Source organism: Oceanotoga teriensis (genome assembly GCF_003148465.1).
Classification (GTDB): Bacteria; Thermotogota; Thermotogae; order Petrotogales; family Petrotogaceae; genus Oceanotoga; species Oceanotoga teriensis.
Window position 1 is genome coordinate 45,431 of record NZ_QGGI01000012.1, and the last position, 21,552, is coordinate 66,982.

Annotated in this window: 24 protein-coding genes; 14 read left to right on the top strand and 10 right to left on the bottom strand. The window is 25.0% G+C overall.

Translation table 11 applies throughout. The features are described 5' to 3' along the window. Positions 1–19: 19 nt before the first annotated feature. Positions 20–730, bottom strand: a complete 711-nt coding sequence (locus C7380_RS08890) for a TylF/MycF/NovP-related O-methyltransferase (RefSeq protein WP_109605152.1) — start codon at positions 728–730, stop codon at positions 20–22. 145 nt (positions 731–875) lie between these two features. Here C7380_RS08890 and C7380_RS08895 point away from each other — a divergent pair, with 145 nt between their 5' ends. From C7380_RS08895 to C7380_RS08905, 3 genes are read left to right on the top strand one after another with little or no spacing between them, the layout of a single operon-like run. Continuing rightward, positions 876–1,781, top strand: coding sequence for an ABC transporter ATP-binding protein (locus tag C7380_RS08895; protein WP_109605153.1), 906 nt, complete (start codon positions 876–878; stop codon positions 1,779–1,781). 10 nt (positions 1,782–1,791) lie between these two features. Beyond that, positions 1,792–2,922: an ABC transporter permease gene (locus C7380_RS08900; protein WP_109605154.1), complete on the top strand. Its 1,131-nt coding sequence runs from the start codon at positions 1,792–1,794 to the stop codon at positions 2,920–2,922. Then, positions 2,912–3,973 carry an ABC transporter permease gene (locus C7380_RS08905; protein ID WP_109605155.1) on the top strand — a complete coding sequence of 354 codons (1,062 nt, stop codon included), beginning with the start codon at positions 2,912–2,914 and terminating at the stop codon, positions 3,971–3,973. Before C7380_RS08900 ends, C7380_RS08905 begins: the two co-directional genes overlap by 11 nt. 40 nt (positions 3,974–4,013) lie before the next feature. On the opposite strand, the gene C7380_RS08910 is transcribed toward C7380_RS08905, so the two are convergent. From C7380_RS08910 to C7380_RS08950, 9 genes are all read right to left on the bottom strand, one after another. After that, positions 4,014–6,419 carry a DNA polymerase III subunit alpha gene (locus C7380_RS08910; RefSeq protein ID WP_206050575.1) on the bottom strand — a complete coding sequence of 802 codons (2,406 nt, stop codon included), beginning with the start codon at positions 6,417–6,419 and terminating at the stop codon, positions 4,014–4,016. 1 nt (position 6,420) lies between these two features. Continuing rightward, positions 6,421–7,356, bottom strand: a complete 936-nt coding sequence (locus tag C7380_RS08915) for an RluA family pseudouridine synthase (protein ID WP_109605157.1) — start codon at positions 7,354–7,356, stop codon at positions 6,421–6,423. Continuing rightward, the gene (gene lspA / locus C7380_RS08920; RefSeq protein WP_109605158.1) at positions 7,331–7,774 is read right to left on the bottom strand and encodes a signal peptidase II; all 444 of its coding nucleotides are present in this window, start codon (positions 7,772–7,774) and stop codon (positions 7,331–7,333) included. Before lspA ends, C7380_RS08915 begins: the two co-directional genes overlap by 26 nt. A 1-nt stretch (position 7,775) precedes the next feature. Further along, entirely contained in the window at positions 7,776–8,591 is an 816-nt protein-coding gene (locus C7380_RS08925; RefSeq protein WP_109605159.1) for a CheR family methyltransferase, read from the bottom strand. A gap of 13 nt (positions 8,592–8,604) precedes the next feature. After that, entirely contained in the window at positions 8,605–9,342 is a 738-nt protein-coding gene (locus tag C7380_RS08930) for a hypothetical protein (RefSeq protein WP_109605160.1), read from the bottom strand. A gap of 61 nt (positions 9,343–9,403) precedes the next feature. Continuing rightward, positions 9,404–10,162, bottom strand: a complete 759-nt coding sequence (locus C7380_RS08935; RefSeq protein WP_109605161.1) for a YebC/PmpR family DNA-binding transcriptional regulator — start codon at positions 10,160–10,162, stop codon at positions 9,404–9,406. A gap of 12 nt (positions 10,163–10,174) precedes the next feature. After that, entirely contained in the window at positions 10,175–11,572 is a 1,398-nt protein-coding gene (locus C7380_RS08940; protein WP_109605162.1) for a PP2C family protein-serine/threonine phosphatase, read from the bottom strand. 1 nt (position 11,573) lies between these two features. Then, positions 11,574–11,933 (bottom strand): response regulator transcription factor, encoded by a 360-nt coding sequence (locus C7380_RS08945; protein WP_109605163.1) that lies wholly within the window; start codon positions 11,931–11,933, stop codon positions 11,574–11,576. A gap of 1 nt (position 11,934) precedes the next feature. Next, positions 11,935–12,513, bottom strand: a complete 579-nt coding sequence (locus C7380_RS08950; RefSeq protein WP_109605164.1) for a TIGR03936 family radical SAM-associated protein — start codon at positions 12,511–12,513, stop codon at positions 11,935–11,937. A gap of 184 nt (positions 12,514–12,697) precedes the next feature. Between C7380_RS08950 and C7380_RS08955 the strand changes: the two genes are divergently transcribed. From C7380_RS08955 to rpoD, 11 genes are all read left to right on the top strand, one after another. Continuing rightward, complete coding sequence (locus C7380_RS08955) at positions 12,698–14,791, top strand: transglycosylase domain-containing protein (RefSeq protein WP_109605165.1); 2,094 nt, start codon at positions 12,698–12,700, stop codon at positions 14,789–14,791. A 2-nt stretch (positions 14,792–14,793) separates the two neighbouring features. Further along, complete coding sequence (locus tag C7380_RS08960) at positions 14,794–15,597, top strand: hypothetical protein (RefSeq protein ID WP_109605166.1); 804 nt, start codon at positions 14,794–14,796, stop codon at positions 15,595–15,597. Further along, positions 15,594–16,082, top strand: a complete 489-nt coding sequence (locus tag C7380_RS08965) for a hypothetical protein (protein WP_109605167.1) — start codon at positions 15,594–15,596, stop codon at positions 16,080–16,082. The genes C7380_RS08960 and C7380_RS08965 overlap by 4 nt, the downstream gene beginning before the upstream one ends. A gap of 131 nt (positions 16,083–16,213) precedes the next feature. Next, entirely contained in the window at positions 16,214–16,528 is a 315-nt protein-coding gene (gene rplU / locus C7380_RS08970) for a 50S ribosomal protein L21 (protein ID WP_109605168.1), read from the top strand. Continuing rightward, complete coding sequence (locus C7380_RS08975; protein ID WP_109605169.1) at positions 16,528–16,815, top strand: ribosomal-processing cysteine protease Prp; 288 nt, start codon at positions 16,528–16,530, stop codon at positions 16,813–16,815. The genes rplU and C7380_RS08975 overlap by 1 nt, the downstream gene beginning before the upstream one ends. Positions 16,816–16,818: 3 nt before the next feature. After that, the gene (rpmA, locus tag C7380_RS08980; protein WP_109605170.1) at positions 16,819–17,067 is read left to right on the top strand and encodes a 50S ribosomal protein L27; all 249 of its coding nucleotides are present in this window, start codon (positions 16,819–16,821) and stop codon (positions 17,065–17,067) included. 13 nt (positions 17,068–17,080) lie between these two features. Next, positions 17,081–17,611, top strand: coding sequence for an ECF transporter S component (locus C7380_RS08985; protein ID WP_109605171.1), 531 nt, complete (start codon positions 17,081–17,083; stop codon positions 17,609–17,611). A gap of 21 nt (positions 17,612–17,632) precedes the next feature. Then, entirely contained in the window at positions 17,633–18,082 is a 450-nt protein-coding gene (rplM, locus tag C7380_RS08990; protein ID WP_109605172.1) for a 50S ribosomal protein L13, read from the top strand. A 12-nt stretch (positions 18,083–18,094) separates the two neighbouring features. Next, positions 18,095–18,499 (top strand): 30S ribosomal protein S9, encoded by a 405-nt coding sequence (rpsI, locus tag C7380_RS08995; protein ID WP_109605173.1) that lies wholly within the window; start codon positions 18,095–18,097, stop codon positions 18,497–18,499. A gap of 76 nt (positions 18,500–18,575) precedes the next feature. After that, positions 18,576–20,303: a DNA primase gene (gene dnaG / locus C7380_RS09000; RefSeq protein WP_109605174.1), complete on the top strand. Its 1,728-nt coding sequence runs from the start codon at positions 18,576–18,578 to the stop codon at positions 20,301–20,303. After that, positions 20,304–21,545 (top strand): RNA polymerase sigma factor RpoD, encoded by a 1,242-nt coding sequence (gene rpoD, locus C7380_RS09005; RefSeq protein WP_109605175.1) that lies wholly within the window; start codon positions 20,304–20,306, stop codon positions 21,543–21,545. It begins immediately after the preceding gene. The last annotated feature ends 7 nt before the right edge of the window (positions 21,546–21,552 follow it).

A 21,552-nucleotide genomic window follows, 5' to 3' on the forward strand; every position in this document is an offset into this window, starting at 1 on the left:
AAGAATAGCAGTATTACTGCTATTCTTTTATTATATAAGACATTTTAGGTTCAAAATCAAATTTTTTAATTCTTAAATCATTAAAATTATTAAAGTATTCATAAATTGCTTGAGATTCTCCTGGCCAAATGGGATTATTTATTTCATCAAACACAATTATTCCACCTTTAACAACTTTAGGGTATAAATATTCTAAAGCAATTTTTGTTGGTTCATATAGATCGAAATCTAAGAATAACATTGAAATTGTAAGATGATTATTATTTTTAACATATTCTGGAATTGTTTTAATCGCATTACCTTTTATCAATTCGATTTTTGAAAAATTGTTTAAAAATCTATTTTCATCATATAGCTTTTCACAGTTTAAAAGATCTTGATAAACATCAAATTTTGGATTCATACCATTTAATCTTAAATTTTTATTTTTTTCATTAGAAATATCTTCATTTGAAATTGTTGGAAATCCTTCAAAGGTGTCAAAACCAATTATTTTTCTATAAAGTGCATAAGGTTCAAGTATAGTAGATAATTTTGCCCATGCAAAAATACCGCCACCATGGTAAACTCCACATTCTACAATATTTCCTTTTACTTCTTTTATTTTTTTAAATAATTCATATCTTACAAGAAATCTTGCCATTACTTGTCTTCTAACATATTTTTCAAAATTGTCGATATTTTTTTGAATTGAAGCACCGTTATTTAAAAAAAGTTCATCTATTTGCATAATTTTTTCCTCCTAAACTTTTTATGCCAATAATATTATAAGATATTCCTGTAAATACCAAGATATCAGATTTCTTAAAATTCACTTAAACTTTTATGATAGAATTAAAATAATTATAACATTGATTTATAAGGGGGTATTTAATATGGAAGATATTTTAAAGATTGAAAATTTTAAAAAATATTATAAGGATGTAAAAGCGGTTGATGGAATATCTTTGAGTATACAAAAAGGTAAAACTACTGCTATACTTGGCCCTAATGGCGCAGGTAAAACTACTACTGTTGAGACTTTAGAAGGCCTTAGAAAACCTACTATGGGGGATATATATTATTTTGGTGAAAAAGTTTTTGAGATAGACAGAAAAATAAAGGAAAGAATAGGAGTTCAACTTCAAAGTACTACTTTTTTTGACAATTTAACGGTTGAAGAAATTATAAGAGCTTTTGGTGGATTATATAAAAAAAGTATAGAAACAAATATTTTACTCAAAGATTTAAATCTTGAAGAAAAAAGAAAAGCGAGAATGAAAAATTTATCTGGTGGACAAAAGCAAAGAGTAGCACTTGCTTGTGCTATAGTTAATGATCCTGATATTATATTTTTAGATGAACCTACTACTGGATTAGATCCACAGGCAAGAAGAAATTTATGGGAACAGATTGATGATTTTAAAAAAAGAGGGAAAACAGTAGTTCTTACAACGCATTATATGGAAGAAGCAGAATTTCTTGCAGATTATATATATGTTATAGATCATGGTAAGATAATTGCTGAAGGAACTGTAGATAAACTTATAAAATCATTGAATATGAATTCATTAATAACTTTTGAAACTTTAGATTTTGATTCAAATATAGATTTATTTAATGGAGATTTAAAGAAAGTTGATGATGTTTATCAATATGAAACTGATGATGTTGAAAAATCTCTCATAAAGATTTTTGAATATTCAAAAGAAAAAAATTTTAAAATTGATAATTTAAAGGTTAGAAAACCAAATCTTGAAGATGTTTTTTTAACATTAACTGGAAGGTCATTAAGAGATTAGGAGTGATTTTATGAGATGGTTTAAACTTACATCAGCTATGATAAAAGATAATTTTAGACAATTTGATAGTGTTTTTTGGACTATAATATTTCCATCAATATTTTTATTATTTTTTATTTCAATATTTGGAAATGTACAAAATAATGAAGAAAATATAGAATTTAAAGTTGGAATTTATTATGAAAATCAAGATATTGGTATATTAAAAAATATTTTAAATAATGTATTTGAAGATGAAGAATTTAAAAAAACATTTAAAATATCTAAATATGAAAATTTTGAAAAATCTTTAGAAGATCTGAAAGAATATAATATCGATATAATAGCATATTTCCCAGAAGATATTAATAAAGTTAATTTTTTTAATTTGAATGATGATAAACCTATTATAAAAATATATAGAACTCAAAAAAGCTATTCTAAAATTACTTCAGAGGTTTTTTCAAGTGTATTAAATGAAATAAATTTAAGGTTCAATACTATGGGAAGAGAATTAAATATAGAAACAGATTATATTTATTTAAATACAAATGATGAAGGTTTTGTTTATGAAGATTTTATTTTTCCTGGTATATTAATGATGGCAATATTAACTGTTTCTATTTTTAATCTTCCATTGAATTTTGTGGATTATAAAAATAGAGGAATTATTAAAAGAGTTTTTGTTACACCTTTAAAAATGAGCCATTATTTTTATTCTTTTTTGATTTCAAATTTTAGTATTTTATTTTTAGCCATAATACTTCTTTATTTTGAGGCATCATTTTTAAATATATCAACTTTGATTTTTAATTATAAATTTATATTTTTCTTACTTTATTGTTGTATAACGGCACTTTCATTTGGACTTATAATAGCATCATTTTTTAGACGTATAGGAACGGCATCTTCTGTTTCAAATATTGTTTATTTTATAACTATTTTTTTAAGTGGTTTGTATTTTCCTACAAAAGAAATAACTTCTTTCGTTAGATGGTATGTTTATATAAATCCAGCAACATATATGGTTGATGGACTTAGAAATATTCTTTCTGGAGATTCTATAGGTATTATTAATATAATTGTACCTGCTATTTGGTTTTTAATTGGATTAATTTTATTTTCATTTAATTTTAAAAGGGTGATGTCAGATGAAAAATAGAACTATACATTTATTAAAAGTTTTTTGGATGGAAACCTTTAGAAATAAAATCAGTTTATTTTTTACTGTATTTTTCCCACTCCTTTTTATAATAATATTTGGAACTTTGTTTGGAGAAGGAGGGTCATTTGATAATGAAAAAGATCTTGCAAAAATTGGAGTTTTAAAAATTGAAGAAGATTTTAAAGAATATTTAAAAAATTATGAGATTATTTTTTATAAAGATGTAGAAAAATTAAAAAAAGATGTTGAGAATGGTGAATTAAAGTATGGAATAGAAAATAAAGAAAATAGTTATTATATATATTTAACAAATGATCTAACTAATTATCAAAATTTTCAAAATATAAAATCTGAAATTGATAATTCTTTGAAGAGATATAATTATCAAAATTTAAAAGATTTTTTTATCATTGAAGATGAAGTAGTTGCAGTAGGAAAGAAAAAAGTTACAGATCTTGGATTTATAATTACAGGGGCTTTGGCTATATCTATACTTTCTGGAGGAATGTTTTCAGTCATTACTATTTTTGGAAGATATAAAAAAGAAAATATTATAAAAAAATTTATGACTACCCCAGTTAAACCAATTGAATTTGTTTTTTCTTCGAGTTTTGTTCAAATAATTTTAAATTTTTTTGCAGTATTTTTAAATATATTATTCAGCATAATAATTTTCAATACAGGACTTGAATTTAATTGGTTATTATTGATTATATCTATTTTTTGTGCATCAATAGCTATGATGGGATTTGGTATTTTATTATTATTGATATTTAAAAAAGTTGAAACTGCTCAAAATGCTTCATCTATTCTTTATATGGTTATGACTTTTTTTGCTGGAGTATATTTCCCTTTAGAATTGATACCTTCTTCTATAAGATGGCTATCATATATAATGCCAATAAAGTATTTGGCAGATACAATAAGATTTTCAGCATCTATTCAAGATATGTCTTTTACTTATTTTTGGATAATTAATATTACTTTTTTTATAATAGGTATTTTATTATTACAATTTGCATCAAATAAATATGTAACTGAAGAATAAAAAAAGATTTGACTAAAGATAGTGTATAGAACTATCATAGTCAAATCTTTTTTATTATTTTAGTAGGTATTTTATGATATATTTTCTTATCATATATAATGCCACTACTATCAAATATAAAATTTTTATAGGCATAACCTATTATATTGAAAGTTTTATTACTTAAATATTTTTTATGTAATTCATTAGATAAATTATTTAATTTATTTTGTGAAAGGGGAAGTCCTATGGTTTCAGTTTCATATATTATTAAATCTTCAATAGTAGTTTTAATTTCTTTAGTATCTTCTGTTATGGTATTTCCAAAAACACTGCTTTCTATTTCTTTTAATTCTTCTAATTCTCCTCTTAATAGTTTAGTAGATTCTCTTAAGAACATTTTTCTATTAATGTTTATAAAATCAAGAGCTCCAGATCGAATAAGAATTTCTATTATATTTCTTGTTATTTTCTTTGATATACATATATTTATGAACTCTTCAAAATTTTTAATGTTATAGTTGGAAAAAAGTTCTTCTATATTTTTTCCAATACCTTTTATACAAGAAATAGGAGGAAATATATATTCTTGTGAATAAAATCCTTTTGGATATTTTAGAGAAGGATTATATATTTTTGTGTTTAAAAAAGAACATTCATTTATTATATCAGTGTTTAATCCTCTTAATTTTATGTAATTAAATACAAATTTAGAAGGGTTTTTAAATTTTTCTTCAGCTATCCAATATGAAATATGAGCATAAGCTGAAGCATGTGATTTTGCAAAAGCATATTGTGCAAACATTTCAATTTTTGAAAATATTCTTATTGAATTTTCTTCACCTATCTTTTGGGAGGCATTTTTTATGAATTTATTTTTAATTGGAGATAATTTATGTAAATCTTTTTTTGCAACTGCTTTTCTTAAAAGATCTGATTCATTTTTATCTAAACCACCTATTTTTTGTCCCAGTTTCATTATTTGTTCTTGATAAACAATTACACCATTAGTTTCAGGAAATATTTTTTTTAAGAAATCTGGTGAAGAATTGTCGAGATATTCATCAAGCATTCCAGATTCTAAAGGGCCAGGTCTATTCATGGCTATTAATAATATTAAATCTTCGAATTTTTTTGGTTTAATCTTTAAAGAAACTTTTCTTCCAAGTTTAGATTCCAATTGGAAAATTCCCTTCGTTAAACCTTTAGAAATACCATCATAAATATAAGTGTTTTGAAGTTCATCAAAAGTTTCTTTAGCTTGTATCATTTTTAAAAAGTTTAAAGTATCTAATGAAAGAATATCAAATTTTTCTATATTGAGTTTTTTCAAATCTTCCATTTGATATTCTATTATTGGAAATTCTTTAAAATCAATAGGCAAAATACCTCTTAAATCTTTATTAGAAATTATTATGCCTGCAGCATGAGTTGATTCAGCTGTTTCTAATCCTTCAAAATAATAAGCGATTTTTAGAATTTCTTTTGTTTTTGAATCTGATTTTTTATATAATTCATAATTTTCGGAAGATCTTATGGGATTTTTTAAATAAGGAATATATTCAAAGTTATCTTTTAATTTTTTTAAAACAGATTTAAATTTCATAGTTGAATATGTTCTTATTTGAGCAATTTTATATTTTCCATAATATTTTTCTAAAAGGGTTATTAAATAATTTCTTTGAGTTGAATCAATATCTATGTCTATATCTGGTAATTCTTTTCTAAAAATGTTTAAAAATCTTTCAAATAATAAATCATATTTTAAAGGATTAATTTTTGTTATTCCAAGTTTATATACTAAATAAGAGCTGACAGCAGATCCTCTTCCTGGTCCCACAGATATTTTATTGTTTTTAGCAATATCTATTATTTTTTTCACATTTAATATGTAATTAGATACATTTAATTCTTTAATAACTTTTAATTCTTCTTTTAAAATTTTTATTTCATTTTCATCGAGATTATTTTTTGATAATTCTTTTTTCAAATCTTCAAAATTTCCAATATAAGGAATTCCAACGTTTATTTTTTCAATATTATAATTTATATCAATTTTAGAAATTTCTTTTAATTGGGAATAATTCTTCTTATAATCTTCTATAGAATAATTTTCTTTGTCATCAAAAAAATTTTTTAATTCATAACAAGGATAAATTATTTCTGGAATTGAAAGGTTTATAGGTTCAAGATTTATAGAATAGACATTGTTATAGTCCCTTATTGCAAGAATTATATCTTTTTCATTTTTTAATAAATAATTTTTATCATTTTTTTCATAAATTATTATAGGTCTAATATTATTAATTTTACATAGAAAAATAAACCCCATCCATGATTTTGGATGAGGTTCTTTTAATATAATAGTTTCTATTTTCATTTTTTTTGAAATTTGTATCAAATCTCTCATCTGTATATAGGATTTGCCTATAGTTAAAGATGTTTTCACAGGACCTAATACATTCATATTAATCACCATATTTATTATAGATATTTTTGATTGCATTTTTAAAGTCATCAGGAATAGGGGCTATAAACTCCATCCATTCATTTGTTCTTGGGTGAAATAAATTCATTTTCACCGCATGAAGCATTTGTCTATTTATACATAATTCGTTTTCAAATTTTCCGATTTTTGAATAAGTACTATCGCCTAAAAGCGGAGATTTTAAATATTTAAAATGAACTCTAATCTGATGTGTTCTTCCTGTTTTTAAGTTTATCCATACTAAATTTAAATTGTTATTAAATTTTTTAATAATTTTATATTTAGTGATAGATTCTTTTCCGCCCTCTATTATAGCCATTTTATGTCTTTGTGTTGGATGACGTGAAATAGGTCTATTTATAATTCCTTGAGGTCTTTGAATAGGGCCTTTAGTAAGTGCAATATAAAATTTTCTTATAGTTCTTTCTTGAAATTGTTTTGAAAGATTTTCTCTGGCCATATTGTTTTTTGCTACAATTATTAATCCGGAAGTATCTTTATCTAATCTATGAACTATGCCTGTTCTTAATTCATCACCAATATCTTCAAAATCATCTATATGACCTTTTAATGCATTTACCAAAGTTCCATTATATATTTTTCCTGCTGGATGAACTATCATATTGTATGGTTTATTTATTACTATTATATCATCATCTTCATATATAATATTTAAATTTATATTTTCTGGTAAGATCTCTGGTTTTTCTGGTTTTTCTGGTACTTCTATGTATATTAGGTCACCAGTTTTAATTTTATAATTAGGTTTTTTTATTTTTTTATTCACTTTTATTGAACCATTTTTTATAGAATTTTGTATAAAATTTCTTGAAATCCAATCCGGAACTTTTTTAGAACAGAACTTATCTAATCTTTCATCTTTTTCATTTTCATCTACTAAAATTTTTTCTATCATTCTTGTTCCCCCATATCAAATATATTACAAGTAAAAAACCACCTATTGTTACAAAAGAGTCAGCTATATTGAAGATTGAAAAATAAGGAACATAAAACATATCTACTACATAACCAAATCTGATTCTGTCTATTATATTTCCTATTGCACCGCCAATTATAAAGCATAATGATAGATCTAAAATTTTAGATTTGCTTCTTAATTTATCTCTAAATATTAATAATATGGTTGCAATAAATGTTGAAAAAATACCATGAAAATAAGCTTTTTCTGATAGCATTCCAAAAGCTATACCGGTATTTTCAGCATATGTCAATTTGAAGATTCCTAAGGATATTGGATTTAATTTTAAAACACTCTCAGACCAGTACTTAGTTAACTGGTCTAAGAGTATTATTATAGGTATTGTCCAACTCATTTTAATTTTCCTTTTGATAGAAGAAAGGCGCTATTGTTTTTAATCCTATTTCTCTATAATTAAAAATTCTTTCTGTAGATCCAACGAATAAAACGCCTCCAGGTTTTAAAGCATCCGCAAATTTTTTATAAAGTGCTTCTTTTGCTGGATTATCAAAATAAATAACAACATTTCTACAAATTATTAAATCATGATTTGTATCAAATTTGTCTGTTAATAAATTAATTCTTTTAAAATTTATAAGGGATTTTAATTTTGGAGAAACTTGATATTTATTATTTTGAAGTTTTGTAAAATATTTTGTTTTTATCGAATTATCAACATTTACAAGGCTTCTTTCATCATATATACCTTCTTGAGCTCTTTTTAAAACGAATTTATCTAAATCAGCCGCTATTACTTTTGAATTTCTTGACATATTAGATTCGTTCAATATTATTGATAAGGTATAAGGTTCTTCACCAGTTGAACATCCTGCACTCCAAATTTTTAAAGAATTATTAGCTTCTTTGTATAATTTTGGAAGCAGATCTTTCTTTAGATAATCCCATTTTTCGGGATTTCTAAAAAATTCTGTAACATTGATGGTAAGTTTGTCCAAGAATTCATCCCATAATATATCTGAACTTTTCAAATCATTAAAATATTCGCTATAAGATTTATAATCATGTTTTCTCATGAGCATATCAATTCTTCTTCTCACTCTATGTTGTTTATAGCCGGTTAAATCCATTTCAAATCTTTTAATAAGGTCCTTTAAAAATTTTTCATAATCATCATCATTATATGGTGAAGAATAAAGGATACTATCGCCCATAAAAACACCTCCATTATATTTGGATACTTATTGAAATGCCTATCCCATCATTTGAATAACTTAAAAAAATATTTTTGTTTATTGGAAATCTTATTATAAAATTATCTTCATGTTTTTCGAAGTAAAATGAATTAATATTTAAATTTCCTGTTTTTATATTATAATATATATTAAATTCTTTTTCCATTATAATTATCTCATTTAAATTGAAATTTTCAAAATTTAAATATATATTTTTAAAAAATAAATAGGGTTTTATATCATGATTTTGAAAATTTAAAGATATACCAAATAAATCTTTGTTTTTTAATGTTAAAGCATATGCTGAGTCATAAAAGTCATTGACTTTAAACCAAAAAGAAGTACTGAAATATTCTTTATTAAAATAAATACCAAAGTATAGATCTTTCATATTTAATATTATATAATCATCTATTATCATATGAAAAGAGTCAAAAGAATTTTTGACATAAAAAATATCTTTTTTGTCATCTATAAATCTATAATGAATTTTAAATCCTGGTTGAGAAAAATCAAAATAATTAAAAATATCTATAAGATTGGATGTTTCAAATTCTCTTTCTTTTAATTTAAAATTATAGTTTAAAGATGTATCATATAGGTCTTCAAATTCTATATCAAAATCCATTCTATTATTTAAATATTTTCCATAATCATTTGTTAGTTTAAAAGTACTTGTGAAAACAAAGGTATTTATAATAATAAAAATTAATATCATACATTTTTTCATAATATCCCCCAATATAAATTAAAATGGGGATCAGAGTCCCCATTTTATATAAAAGGTATTTTTAACCTAATTTTTTTGATAATTCTTCGAGTTCAGCATCATCAATATCGTAATTTCCAAATACTTGCTGAACATCATCATTATCTTCTAAGTTATCCAAAAGTTTCAATAATTTTTCAGCATCATTGCCTGAAATGTTTACTGTTGTTTTTGGATTATAGGTTAATTCATCTTCTATCGAATAACCATCTGCTTTTAAAGCTTCTCTTACGTCTGAAGTTAAATCTGGTTCAACAGTTATTTCTATAGGGTCTGTATCTTCAGTTATATCTTCAGCGCCAGCTTCAATAGCTTGCATCATAAATTCTTCCATATCAGAAACCTCTTCTTTAGGAACTTTTATCAAACCTTTTCTTTCAAAATTCCAAGAAACCGCTCCAGCTTCAGCTAAAGAACCATTACCTTTTGATAGAAGATGTCTTATTTCTTGAGCAGATCTATTTTTATTATCTGTAACAACAGATATTAACAAAGCAACGCCTGCTGGACCATAACCTTCATATAATAATTCTGTTAGTTCTTCACCTTCAAGTTCTCCTGTACCTTTTTTAATAGCTGTTTCAATCTTATCTTTTGGCATGTTTGCCGCTTTAGCTTTATCTACTGCAGATCTTAATCTTGGATTAGCATCAGCATCTCCACCGCCATCTCTTGCGGCTATAGTTATTTCTCTTATGATCTTAGTAAAAGCTTTAGATCTTTTCGCATCTTGAGCACCTTTTCTATGTTTAATATTAGCCCACTTATTATGCCCTGACATATATTATCCCTCCTAAAAACCTTTCATCACTAAAATTGTGGTATCATCATGTTGAGGAGCACTTTTCACAAAATTGTCCACCGAATCAATTATACGGTTAACTATTACATTTGTGTTTTCGTTTATTATCGGTTTTATTAAATTTTCCAGTCTTTTTGTTCCATATTCTTCTTTTTCTTCATTTCTTGCTTCTGTTATTCCATCAGTATAAGATATGAATAGAAATTCAGATTTGTAAGAATATTTTTCTATTTTGAAGTCTATATCTTCAAATATACCCAAAGGAAGACCTGTTGCTACTGAAGTATACTCATTAGAATCAAGATAAATAGGACAATTATTATGTCCCACATTTACGATTTTAACATTTTTTTCTTTTGAATTCAATAGAATAAAAATAGCTGTTACAAATCTATCATCAGGTATATTCTTTTCCAAATAATTATTTACGTATTTTACAAGAGAATCAATACTATCTCCAGCTTCGATTCTACTTCTGACAACTGCTCTCATAGAACTCATTATCAATGCTGCTGGTACTCCTTTTCCAGATACATCTGCCAATAAACCTAAAACTTCATTATCATTTATTTTTATGACATCATAATAATCTCCACCAACATCATAAGCAGATCTGTAAAAAGCTGATATTTGACAATTTAAAATATTAGGTATTTTTTTTGGCAATAAAGAATTTTGAATTTCTTTTGCTATTTTTAATTGCTCATCAAATTTTTGTTGTTTAATTTTTTCATTTAAATAATTTATAGTATCGAATCCAAAAGCGAGTTGCTCACAAACAGATTCCATTATTTTTTTGTCTGAAGCAAGAAAAATCGAATTATCTGTTTTTCCATATAATAAAATAAAACCCCATATTTTTAGTTTTGATTTTATAGGAATTAATAAAAAAGAACTTTCAGTATGATTAACAGAGTCCTTTTCTCTTAAAATTGTTTTTGGAGAGTCTATTTTTTTTAAAAGATAAAGAATTGGTTCTATATTTTCAAAGTTCATATCTCTTAATTCCAAATATAAAGGGTTAAAATTTACATTTTGAGTTTCAAAGTCTACAAATTCTCCAACTATAACATTTTTAAAATCTACAGTATCTTTAAGTCTTTTTACTATTTGTTCTATAGACAGTCTTGGATCTTTAGTCGAAAAAATTAGCTTAGAAATTTCTAAAACGGTAGTCAATTCTTCATATAATTTAGAAATTTCTTCAAATTGAGCTTGAAGAATCATAGTATTTTCTTCTATTTGTATTTTATAATTATTTAACTCTGAAAGATGTTTATCTGTTAAAAAATTAATTCTTTCATATAGTACATTCACATTTTCTTCTTCATCTGTGTATATTTTTAAAGCATTATTTAATTTTGAATAGAGAGACTTTGCATCAAACATATCATTCACCCACTAATTCATTTACCGTATCTATTAAAGATTTTGGACTGAACGGTTTTGTTAATACTTTTTTTGCACCAAGTGATAAGGCTGTTTCTTCATCAGATTCTCCACCTTTAGCAGTTAATACTATGATCGGAATTTTTATATCTATACCTTTAAGTTCTTTTAATACTGTAAAGCCATCCATTATGGGCATCATAATATCAAGGCATACGAGATCAGGTTTTTCTGATAAAATTTTTTCTAAGCCTTCTTTTCCATTAGATGCTTCTATCACATCATAACCAGATGTTTTAAGATTAAAAGTTATTATCTTTCTCAATACTTCAGAATCATCGACAACAATAATTTTTTTCATATTAACCCCTCCAGACGGTTTCAATACAGTAAGGATAATAAATAAAATTCTTTAAGTTCATTTTATTTATTATTTTATAAAAATTAAAAATATTTTTTGTATTTTGAAAAAATTCTAATATGTATATTTTATTATTATTATTATAACATTTCAAGTCTTCAAAAATTTCATTTTTATTGTAAAAATTTTGTCCCTTTTGAATTAAATCCATATTTTTAAAGTTTTCATATATATTTTCAGATATATATATTCTAAATTTAAACTTATCTATTTCTTCATTGATATTAAAATCATCATTTTTTTCTTGAAATTCTATTAATTTAAGACCTTTTGGAGAACAAGAATTCAAAATTTCAAAATTAAAGCTTTTTTTTGTATTTACTATTATATAAAGTTCTCTGTTGATATATCCCAAAGGTAAAGCTGAAGTATAAGAAAAAATTGGTTTTGGACTAAATCCTTTAGAAAATTCAAGAGGACATTTAGCTCTTCTCAAGGTATATTCTATGATGCTTATGAAGTCTCTATGTGAAGTGAAAGCTAAATTCCCATATTTTTTTAATTTTAACATATATTTCATAAAAAATATACTCCTTCCATTTTATCATATCATAATAATATTATTATGTTTTTTTAGTTTTATTTTAAAAACTTAAGCTTTATAATTATACTAAATTAATTTCATCAAATTATTAAATATAAAAAAATTTTAAGAACTATATGATATAATTTGTTTTGAAAAATTAATAATTGGAGGAATAAAGTTGAAAAGTTATTTAATAGGATTTTTTATAGGAATATTTTTCTTTATATTTTTATTTATACATACAAGTAATTTTTATAAAAATACATCATCCATATTTTTTGTCAATTCAAATTATAATACATATTTGTTCGAAGATGGTGAAAGTATTCTCCCAACAAAATACAAATATGTTAATTTAGAAGATATTCCAGAAGAATTAATATATATGCTTTTATGGTCTGAAGATAGGGATTTTTATGAGCATTATGGAGTTAATATAAAGGCTCTGTTCAGAGCTACTCTTATAAATATTAAAAATAGATCTTTTTCTCAAGGTGGATCAACTTTGAGTCAACAACTCGCGAAAACTTTATATTTGACCAATGAAAAAACTATTATGAGAAAAGTTATGGATATGATGCTGGCATTTTTCTTGGAAAGATCTTATACAAAAGATGAAATATTAGAGGCTTATATGAATAGTGTTTATCTTGGAAATGATATTTCTGGATTTGGGGCGGCTTCAGAGAGATATTTCAAAAAAGATTTAAATGATTTAGATTATAATGAAATGTCTATGTTAGTTGGAATAATTAATGGACCAGAATTATATAATCCGTATAAATATCCAGATAGAGCTAAAAATCAAGCTTCAATTCTTTTAAATTCCATTCATGGAAATGAATTGATAAAGTTTGATAAATCAAACATAGAAAAAATGGTTAATGATATACAAATATATAAATTAGATTATAAAGAGGATTATTTAGATTTTATTTATCAAGTAAAAAAAGAAGAAGAAGCATTAAACTTAAAAGGTGGAGGTTATAAAATAAAAACAACTTTTAATAGAGATTTATATGATTCTTTTACATTAAATGCTTCTGAATCTTCAATAGTTATAAATAATAAGACCGGATCTGTTGAATCTTTTTGGGGTGGAGAATACTCGATATTCATTTCTAATAAACAAATTGGTTCTGTGATAAAACCTTTTTATTATGCATTAGCATTAGATAAAGGCTATACATTCGATACTATACTTCCCGATGAACCTATGGATTTTGGAGGATGGAGACCAAATAATTATGACAAAAATTTTAGAGGTGAAATAAGTCTTGAAGATGCCATAGTTAAATCTATAAATATACCGTCTATATATTTAGCAACTCATATTGAAAAATCACCAACAGATTCAATAGAAAAAATAAAGAATTTTTTAGAATCTGATATAGGACTTAAAGGCATGTATCCAGAAGATTTAACACTTGCATTGGGAACTGTTGAAACAAATCCTTTTGAATTAATAAAAGCTTTTACAATATTTCCAAACTATGGATTAATACCAAAAATATATACAATATCAGAAATATATGATAGAAAAGGTAATTTAATATACAAAAAATATCCTGAGATAGATAAAAAAATAGATGAAATATCTATAAAGACTTATTCTTCTATGAATAATCTATTGAGACAAGTTGTAGAAAGAGGATCTGCAAAGAGAATAAATATAGAAGGAATAGATCTTCATGGAAAAACGGGAACTCCTGAGTTATCGACATGGTTTTCAGGATATACTGGAAACAAAAGTATAGTAGTTAGAGTAGATGGTGTAGATTTATTATCTTCAACATCGGCTGTTCCTGTAGCTGGAAATATAGTAAAAAACTTTATATATTCGGGTTATAATTTGAAAGTTCCAAAATATATGAATGCATATGATGATGAACAAAAACTGGATTTTTTTGAAGACCCTATAACTTTTGTTTCAAAGGGAATGGATGTTATAGAATATTTAAAATTTTCAAAATTAAAATACTCTACAGATGATTTGAATGAAAAATTAAAAGAAGCAAATTCACAATTAGAATATATATATCCAGATGTAGTTAATAGAATAAATGAATGGAAAAATATCAATCTCGTAGATTTTATGAAAGATCCTTATTCATTTATACAAAATGGATACAATCTAAGAAATTATTTAGAAAATATAAGTATTACAGATGAAATCAAGAAAAAACTTTTGAATATATCAGATGAAATAAAATATTTATATCCTGATCAAGCATCTTTAATAATAGAGTTTATAAGTGAAAAGGGGCTTTAACTATGATACAGTTAAAAAAAGGAAAATATTTTATAAAAGAAGGAGAAATACCAAAAAAAATATTTTATATAAGAGAAGGTAGATTAACAGATGGTAATAAGGAGTATTTAGAGGGTACTTTTATTTCTATTGTTTCTTATATATTGCAATTACCTATTGCAAAGGGTTTGAAGTCTTTGTCGAATATTAAAATAGAAGAATTTGATGATTTTAATGATATAGATGATTCTATAATAAAAAATTTTATTCAAGAAATTTCAAAAATAACAAATAATTTAATGTATTTTCCCATAGAAAAGAGCTATGCGGATCCTAATAAAATAATAAATTATAAATTGGAACTTTTTTCTAGTAATAATGATGAAGAATATTTTGATATTGAAGAAAATGATGAATTAAAAGAATTTTTTGATAATTTTAATTTCTTTTTTGATAAAGAAGAACAAATAGATTTACCAGAAAGTTTTGAAGAATATAAAAAATTATTGAAAAATTTTATTTTAGAACTCAATATATCAAAATTGATAAATTATTTTAAAAAAGGTTTAAATAAATATGAAGTTGAACAATCTGAATTAGAAGTATTTTTTGATGAATTAATAGACATAGCTATTACAATAAATGATAGAGCTCTTGTTTTATATCTTGTTTATATGTCAGCTATAAAAATAGAAAATATTGATAAAATAAATAAATATTTAAAGAAAAATTGGGAATTTTTGAGATTCAACGGTATAAACAATTGGGTAGATTACTCTATGAGATATATAAACAATAAAATGATCTCAGAGGGTGATAAAATATGAATTTTATGAATTTGAAAAGTTTTGGTTCAAAATTAAATGGGATTTATTTGATAAAAAAAGGAATAGTTGGTGGAATAACTTATTATAAAGATAAAATTTTTTTATCTTATGTTTATAAGCAAGGAGATTTTCTTGCAATAGACAAATTCCAATATGAAATTGGAATAATTGATTATTATTGTTTTACAGATGTAGAGTATGAATTTATAGAAGATGAAGAGTTATTTAAAAGAATTAAAGAAGATAAAGAATTTGCCAAGAATTTTTATAAATTTTTAAAAGATTATACTATGGAAGTGACGGCTTTTTCAAGGGAAGAACCTGAAAAAATTTTATATTATAATTTAAAAAAGATAAAAGAATATGGTGGAATATTAAAAGGCATACATAAGGATTTTGTCAATGAATTTAAATTAAAACCTTATTTTGACAAAATGATAGAAAACAAAAAAATAAAACTTGTAGATCAATACTATTGCTTATAAAAAATTAACAATACTTTCATAAAAATTCTTTCAAATGATGATAAAATACGTAAATGGATCCTGGTATCAAAGCTCAACAAAGATTGAGTACCTTGGGCCATAATAATTATTCCAATACAGGAGGTGACTTTATGTACGCAATTATTGACTTTGGTGGAAAGCAGTATAAAGTAGAAGAAGGTCAAACATTGATTACTGAAAAGGTTAATGGAGTTGAAGCCGGATCAGAATTCGTTTTTGACAAAGTAATATTCTTCAAGAATGATGCAGAAACAAAGGTTGGTAAACCTTTCATAGAAGGTGGAAAGGTTACAGCTGAAGTTGTTGAACATGGAAAAGATAGAAAAATAAAGATTCTAAAGTTTAAAGGAAGAAAAAACTTCAGAAAGAGAAAAGGACATAGACAGCTTTATACTGAATTAAAAATAAAAACTATTGAAGCGTAATGATAAAAGTTTTATTTGAAAAAAATTATATTCTTATAAAAGGTCATGCATCAAATGATTTATATAAAAAAGATATAGTTTGCAGTGCTGTCAGTACTTTGACTCAATTTGTTGCTAATGTATTAAGTAAAGAAAAGTTAGCTTCATTTAAAATTTCTGAAGGTTATTTAAAGATAGATCTTTTAGAAAAAAATGACTTTTCAAATAAATTGGTCAAATATTTAATAGAAACGATTAAAGGAATTGAAAAAAATTATCCTGATTACGTGAAAGTTGAGGTGAAATGAAGAATGGCTAAAAAGCGTGGTTCCGATTGGAACAAAAAGGATAGTAATCCAAAGTATCTTGGAGTAAAAGCTGGAGAAGGTTCTAGAGTGCCAGCAGGATCAATTATTCTAAGACAAAGAGGTACAAAAATTCACCCAGGAAAGAATGTGGGCTTAGGAAGAGATTTTACATTATTTGCTAAAACAGATGGTATTGTTAGATTTGAAACTAAAAACAACAGAAAGTATGCTAATGTATACGCTGAGAATTAAGAGGTAATATGATATGAACAGCAGTAGAAAAATTGCAATAGCTGGTATAATAGGTGCTATTTCATTTTTACTGACTTTCATTGAATTTCCTATTTTTCCAGTAGTTGGATTTTTAAAATTTGATCCATCAGATTCATTGATAATATTCACTAATTTAGTTTATGGATTTGTTCCATCTCTTTTAACACTTATAGTAAAAAGTTTTTTGTTTATATTTAAAAGTGGAGATGGAGGACTTATAGGAATATTGATGAATTTTATATCTGGTTTTGTTTTTATAGGTATTTTAAATTTATTCAAAGATAAAATAAACAGATGGATATTATATTTTATAGATAGTCTAATAGTTGGATTTGTACTATTTTTTATGAACTATTTTATTTCAATTCCTGTTTATACAAATATGAAAACATCAGAATTTATAAATACATTACCTATAAATATGTTTCAGTTTTTTGTTTTAACGGTTATTTTTAATTTAATAAAATTTTTTATAGACTCGATTATTGCTCATTTATTAAACAAAAGAATTAAAGTGAGTTAAATAACGAAAGGAGGATGGAAAATGAATTCCAAAATGACACAAAAATCATTTCATGCAAAGAAAGAAGATATCGATAGAAAATGGTATCTTGTAGATGCAGAAGGAAAAACATTGGGAAGATTAGCATCTCAAATTGCAAAAGTATTACAAGGAAAAAATAAACCTATATATACTCCAAGTATAGATACTGGAGATTTTGTTGTTGTTATAAATGCAGAAAAGATAAATTTAACAGGTAAAAAGATGGAACAGAAAGAATACTACCGCCATACAGGTTACCCAGGAGGTTTAAAAACAACATCCGTTAAAGAAATGTTGGAAAAACATCCTGAAAGAGTTTTGGAACATGCAGTTAAAGGTATGCTTCCAAAAAATTTACTTGCTAAACAAATGTTAAAAAAATTAAAGATCTATGCTGGTACAGAGCATCCACATTCAGCTCAAAATCCAGAATTATTAGATCTTAAATAAGGAGGGTTAAGTATGGCTGAATTTATTGATTACTACGGTACTGGTAGAAGAAAAACCGCAGTTGCAAGAGTACATTTAAGACCAGGTACAGGTAAAATAAAAATAAATGGAAAAGATTATGATAAATTTGTAGATTATTTTAAGAATGCAGTTTGGGAAAAACATGCTATAGATCCTATAACAGTTGTAGGATTGGAAAACAAGTTTGATTTTGTTGTTAGAGTTCATGGTGGAGGATTAAGTGGACAAGCTGGAGCAGTTAGACTTGGTGTTGCAAGAGCATTATTAGAATATGATAATGATTTGAGAACAGAACTAAAGAAAATGGGAATGCTTACAAGAGATCCAAGAGTTGTAGAAAGAAAGAAAGTTGGTCTCAGAAAGGCAAGAAAGAGAGCACAATTCTCAAAGAGATAATATTTTTATATACAAAAATGTCCAGAACGGCTCACAAAGAGCCGTTCTTTTTTAGTCAGAGAAGGAGAAATAAAATATGGCTTATGAAGATTTGAAGTTAAAGGCTGAAGAAATAAAAAATATACTAAAAATTGAAGATATAATATCAAGCTATATAAGTATTAAAAGAGCTGGTAAAAACTATACAGCTTTATGTCCTTTTCATGCTGAAGATACACCATCTTTTTATATTTTTCCTGAAACACAAACATATCATTGTTTTGGTTGTGGTGCTCATGGAGATGCTATAACTTTTATAAAAGAATATGAAAATAAATCTTTTATGGATGCATTAAAAAAGTGTGCTGATATGGCTGGAGTTAATCTTGATTTAAAATCGCATAAAAAGCCAAAAGAGATTGAATTGAATGAATCTTTAAATAAATTTTATATAGATAGATTATTAAATCTTCCTTCATATCATAAAGTTTGGGAATTTCTGAAAAATAGAAATATAAATAAAGATACTGCAGAAGAATTTGAATTTGGATATTCTACGGGTGAAGAAATTGAAAAAGTTTTAGAAGATACCTTGATAGAAAAAGAAATAGCAGTAAATTCAGGATTAATAAAAAATGACAGAGATTTTTTTAATGGTAGATTAATAATTCCAATAAGAGATAATAACTCAAGTTTAGTTGGTTTTGCTGGAAGGCTTATAGAAAATGTTAACTCACCTAAATATATAAATAGTCAAGAAAATAAATATTTTAAAAAATCAAAAATATTGTATATGTATCATAAAACAAAAAGTATAATACAAAAAAATGATTTTGCAATAATTACCGAGGGATATTTCGATGCAATATCCATGTATAAAATGGGCTTTAAAAATATAGTAGCCGTTCTGGGCTCTAATTTAACAAAAGATCATGCTTTTGAATTGTTTAAATCTACAAATAAAATAATAACTATGTTTGATATGGATAAAGCTGGAGAAAAAGCAACAATTTCATCTATAGATTTACTCTTTGAAAAAGGTTTTCAAGTAGCTGTTGCAAATTATGATGCAAAAGATCCAGATGAATTAACAAAAAAACATGATAAAAAATATATAGCTGAGATTCTAAAAAAATCGTATAAATTTCATGAATATATAGTAGACGTAAAAGCTAAAGATTATGATTTAAAAAATGAATTTGCTGTAGAAGAATATCTCAAAGAAATGGCTATTTGGTATAAAAAAATTCAGCAATCAAATAGATTTGAAATAATGGAAGTTTTTTCGGAGAAAATATCAGAAAAAATAGATAGAGAAAAAGATTTTGTAAAAAAAGTTCTTATAGAATTATCAAAAAATTTAAAAATCAATAATATAAAAATAAATGAAAGTAAACAAAAAACTCAAATTATCGAAAAAGAAATAAGATATGATTTAGGTAAGTCTTTTATATATTTATGGCTAAAATTTCCAGAGTATAGAAAAAAGATAGAAAGCGTACAAGAAGATATACTACCAGAAAATCCATTAAGAGAATTTATAACTTCTTTAAAAGAAGGAAAAGAACTTTCTCAAATAATAGAGGATTCATCTGAAGAGCTTTCTCAAATAATATCTGAAATATGGAAAGTTGATTATATATTTGAGCCAGAGAGAATTTATTCAAAACTTATGAAATCAATAGATAGAATAAATACTTTGAAAAAAATTGAATCATTAAAAGATGAATTAAAAAATACTGAAGAACCATTTATTAGAGCAAATATTACAAAAGACATAATAAAATTATATTCTAAATTAAAAAAGCATGGAGGGAATATTTAAATGGGAAAAGATAAGGCGTCAAAAGTTCAGGTAAGTGATGCAATAAAAGATTTAGGAAACTTAGAAATAATAGATGATGATAAAGTAAAAATAAAAAGGGACAAAACAAAATATAGAAAAAAACTAGAAAAAATGGTATTAGACCTAAGAAAAATGGGGATTGATAATAATTATACATTAACATATGAAATGATAGATAAAGCTATACCTCAACAAATGGCTGATCTTATAGATTCTGATTTTATAGAAAGAATATATCTTGCTTTAGAAAAAGAAGGTATTGAAATAATAGATGATACGCAAGAAGATGATGAAGAAGAACAAGCAGATAGTGAAGAATTATATGAAATTTTTAATGCTACAGATTTTCAAATGTTTGATAATATATCTTTAAATGATCCCATAAAAATATATTTAAAAGAAATAGGTAAAATTGGACTTTTGACACCAAAAAGAGAGAGATTAATAGCAATGAGAGCACAAAAAGGTGATCAAAGAGCAAGAGATGAATTGATAAAAGCAAATTTAAGACTTGTAATAAGTATAGCAAAAAGATATACGGGAAGAGGATTGAGTTTTTTAGATTTAATTCAAGAAGGAAATATAGGACTGATAAAAGCAGTAAATAAATTTGATTGGAAAAAAGGATTTAAATTTTCTACATATGCAACTTGGTGGATAAGACAAGCAATAACAAGAGCAATAGCAGATCAGGCAAGAACCATAAGAATACCTGTGCATATGGTTGAAACTATAAATAGATTGAATAAAGTTATAAGAGAATATTTACAAGAGAATGGAGAATATCCTACTAATGAAGAACTTGCAAAGTTAATGGATAAACCAGTTGAAAAAATAGATGAAATTCTTTTAGCGGCAAGAGAAACTATATCAGCTGATTCTCCAATAGGGGGTTCTGATGATGATGATACTTCATTAGGAGACTTCTTGGCTGATAATAATGCTGATCAACCAGAAGAAGCAGCAGTTAAAATGATATTAAGAGAAGAAATAGAAAAGATACTTGATACATTACAACCAAAAGAAGCTACAGTTTTAAAGATGAGATACGGATTATTAGATGGAAAAGTAAAGACTTTAGAAGAAGTCGGGAAATTTTTCAATGTAACGAGAGAAAGAATTAGACAAATAGAGGTAAAAGCACTTAGAAAATTAAGACATCCAAGTAGAAGTGCTCAATTAAAAGAATTAAGTGCGATGCTTGGCAAAAAAATATTTTAATGGGGGA

Coding starts and splice junctions, on each gene's coding strand:
- C7380_RS08890 (WP_109605152.1), bottom strand. CDS start 730: ATGCAAATAGATGAACTTTTTTTAAATAACGGTGCTTCAATTCAAAAA.
- C7380_RS08895 (WP_109605153.1), top strand. CDS start 876: ATGGAAGATATTTTAAAGATTGAAAATTTTAAAAAATATTATAAGGAT.
- C7380_RS08900 (WP_109605154.1), top strand. CDS start 1,792: ATGAGATGGTTTAAACTTACATCAGCTATGATAAAAGATAATTTTAGA.
- C7380_RS08905 (WP_109605155.1), top strand. CDS start 2,912: ATGAAAAATAGAACTATACATTTATTAAAAGTTTTTTGGATGGAAACC.
- C7380_RS08910 (WP_206050575.1), bottom strand. CDS start 6,419: ATGAATGTATTAGGTCCTGTGAAAACATCTTTAACTATAGGCAAATCC.
- C7380_RS08915 (WP_109605157.1), bottom strand. CDS start 7,356: ATGATAGAAAAAATTTTAGTAGATGAAAATGAAAAAGATGAAAGATTA.
- lspA (WP_109605158.1), bottom strand. CDS start 7,774: ATGAGTTGGACAATACCTATAATAATACTCTTAGACCAGTTAACTAAG.
- C7380_RS08925 (WP_109605159.1), bottom strand. CDS start 8,591: ATGGGCGATAGTATCCTTTATTCTTCACCATATAATGATGATGATTAT.
- C7380_RS08930 (WP_109605160.1), bottom strand. CDS start 9,342: ATGAAAAAATGTATGATATTAATTTTTATTATTATAAATACCTTTGTT.
- C7380_RS08935 (WP_109605161.1), bottom strand. CDS start 10,162: ATGTCAGGGCATAATAAGTGGGCTAATATTAAACATAGAAAAGGTGCT.
- C7380_RS08940 (WP_109605162.1), bottom strand. CDS start 11,572: ATGTTTGATGCAAAGTCTCTCTATTCAAAATTAAATAATGCTTTAAAA.
- C7380_RS08945 (WP_109605163.1), bottom strand. CDS start 11,933: ATGAAAAAAATTATTGTTGTCGATGATTCTGAAGTATTGAGAAAGATA.
- C7380_RS08950 (WP_109605164.1), bottom strand. CDS start 12,513: ATGAAATATATGTTAAAATTAAAAAAATATGGGAATTTAGCTTTCACT.
- C7380_RS08960 (WP_109605166.1), top strand. CDS start 14,794: ATGATACAGTTAAAAAAAGGAAAATATTTTATAAAAGAAGGAGAAATA.
- C7380_RS08965 (WP_109605167.1), top strand. CDS start 15,594: ATGAATTTTATGAATTTGAAAAGTTTTGGTTCAAAATTAAATGGGATT.
- rplU (WP_109605168.1), top strand. CDS start 16,214: ATGTACGCAATTATTGACTTTGGTGGAAAGCAGTATAAAGTAGAAGAA.
- C7380_RS08975 (WP_109605169.1), top strand. CDS start 16,528: ATGATAAAAGTTTTATTTGAAAAAAATTATATTCTTATAAAAGGTCAT.
- rpmA (WP_109605170.1), top strand. CDS start 16,819: ATGGCTAAAAAGCGTGGTTCCGATTGGAACAAAAAGGATAGTAATCCA.
- C7380_RS08985 (WP_109605171.1), top strand. CDS start 17,081: ATGAACAGCAGTAGAAAAATTGCAATAGCTGGTATAATAGGTGCTATT.
- rplM (WP_109605172.1), top strand. CDS start 17,633: ATGAATTCCAAAATGACACAAAAATCATTTCATGCAAAGAAAGAAGAT.
- rpsI (WP_109605173.1), top strand. CDS start 18,095: ATGGCTGAATTTATTGATTACTACGGTACTGGTAGAAGAAAAACCGCA.
- dnaG (WP_109605174.1), top strand. CDS start 18,576: ATGGCTTATGAAGATTTGAAGTTAAAGGCTGAAGAAATAAAAAATATA.
- rpoD (WP_109605175.1), top strand. CDS start 20,304: ATGGGAAAAGATAAGGCGTCAAAAGTTCAGGTAAGTGATGCAATAAAA.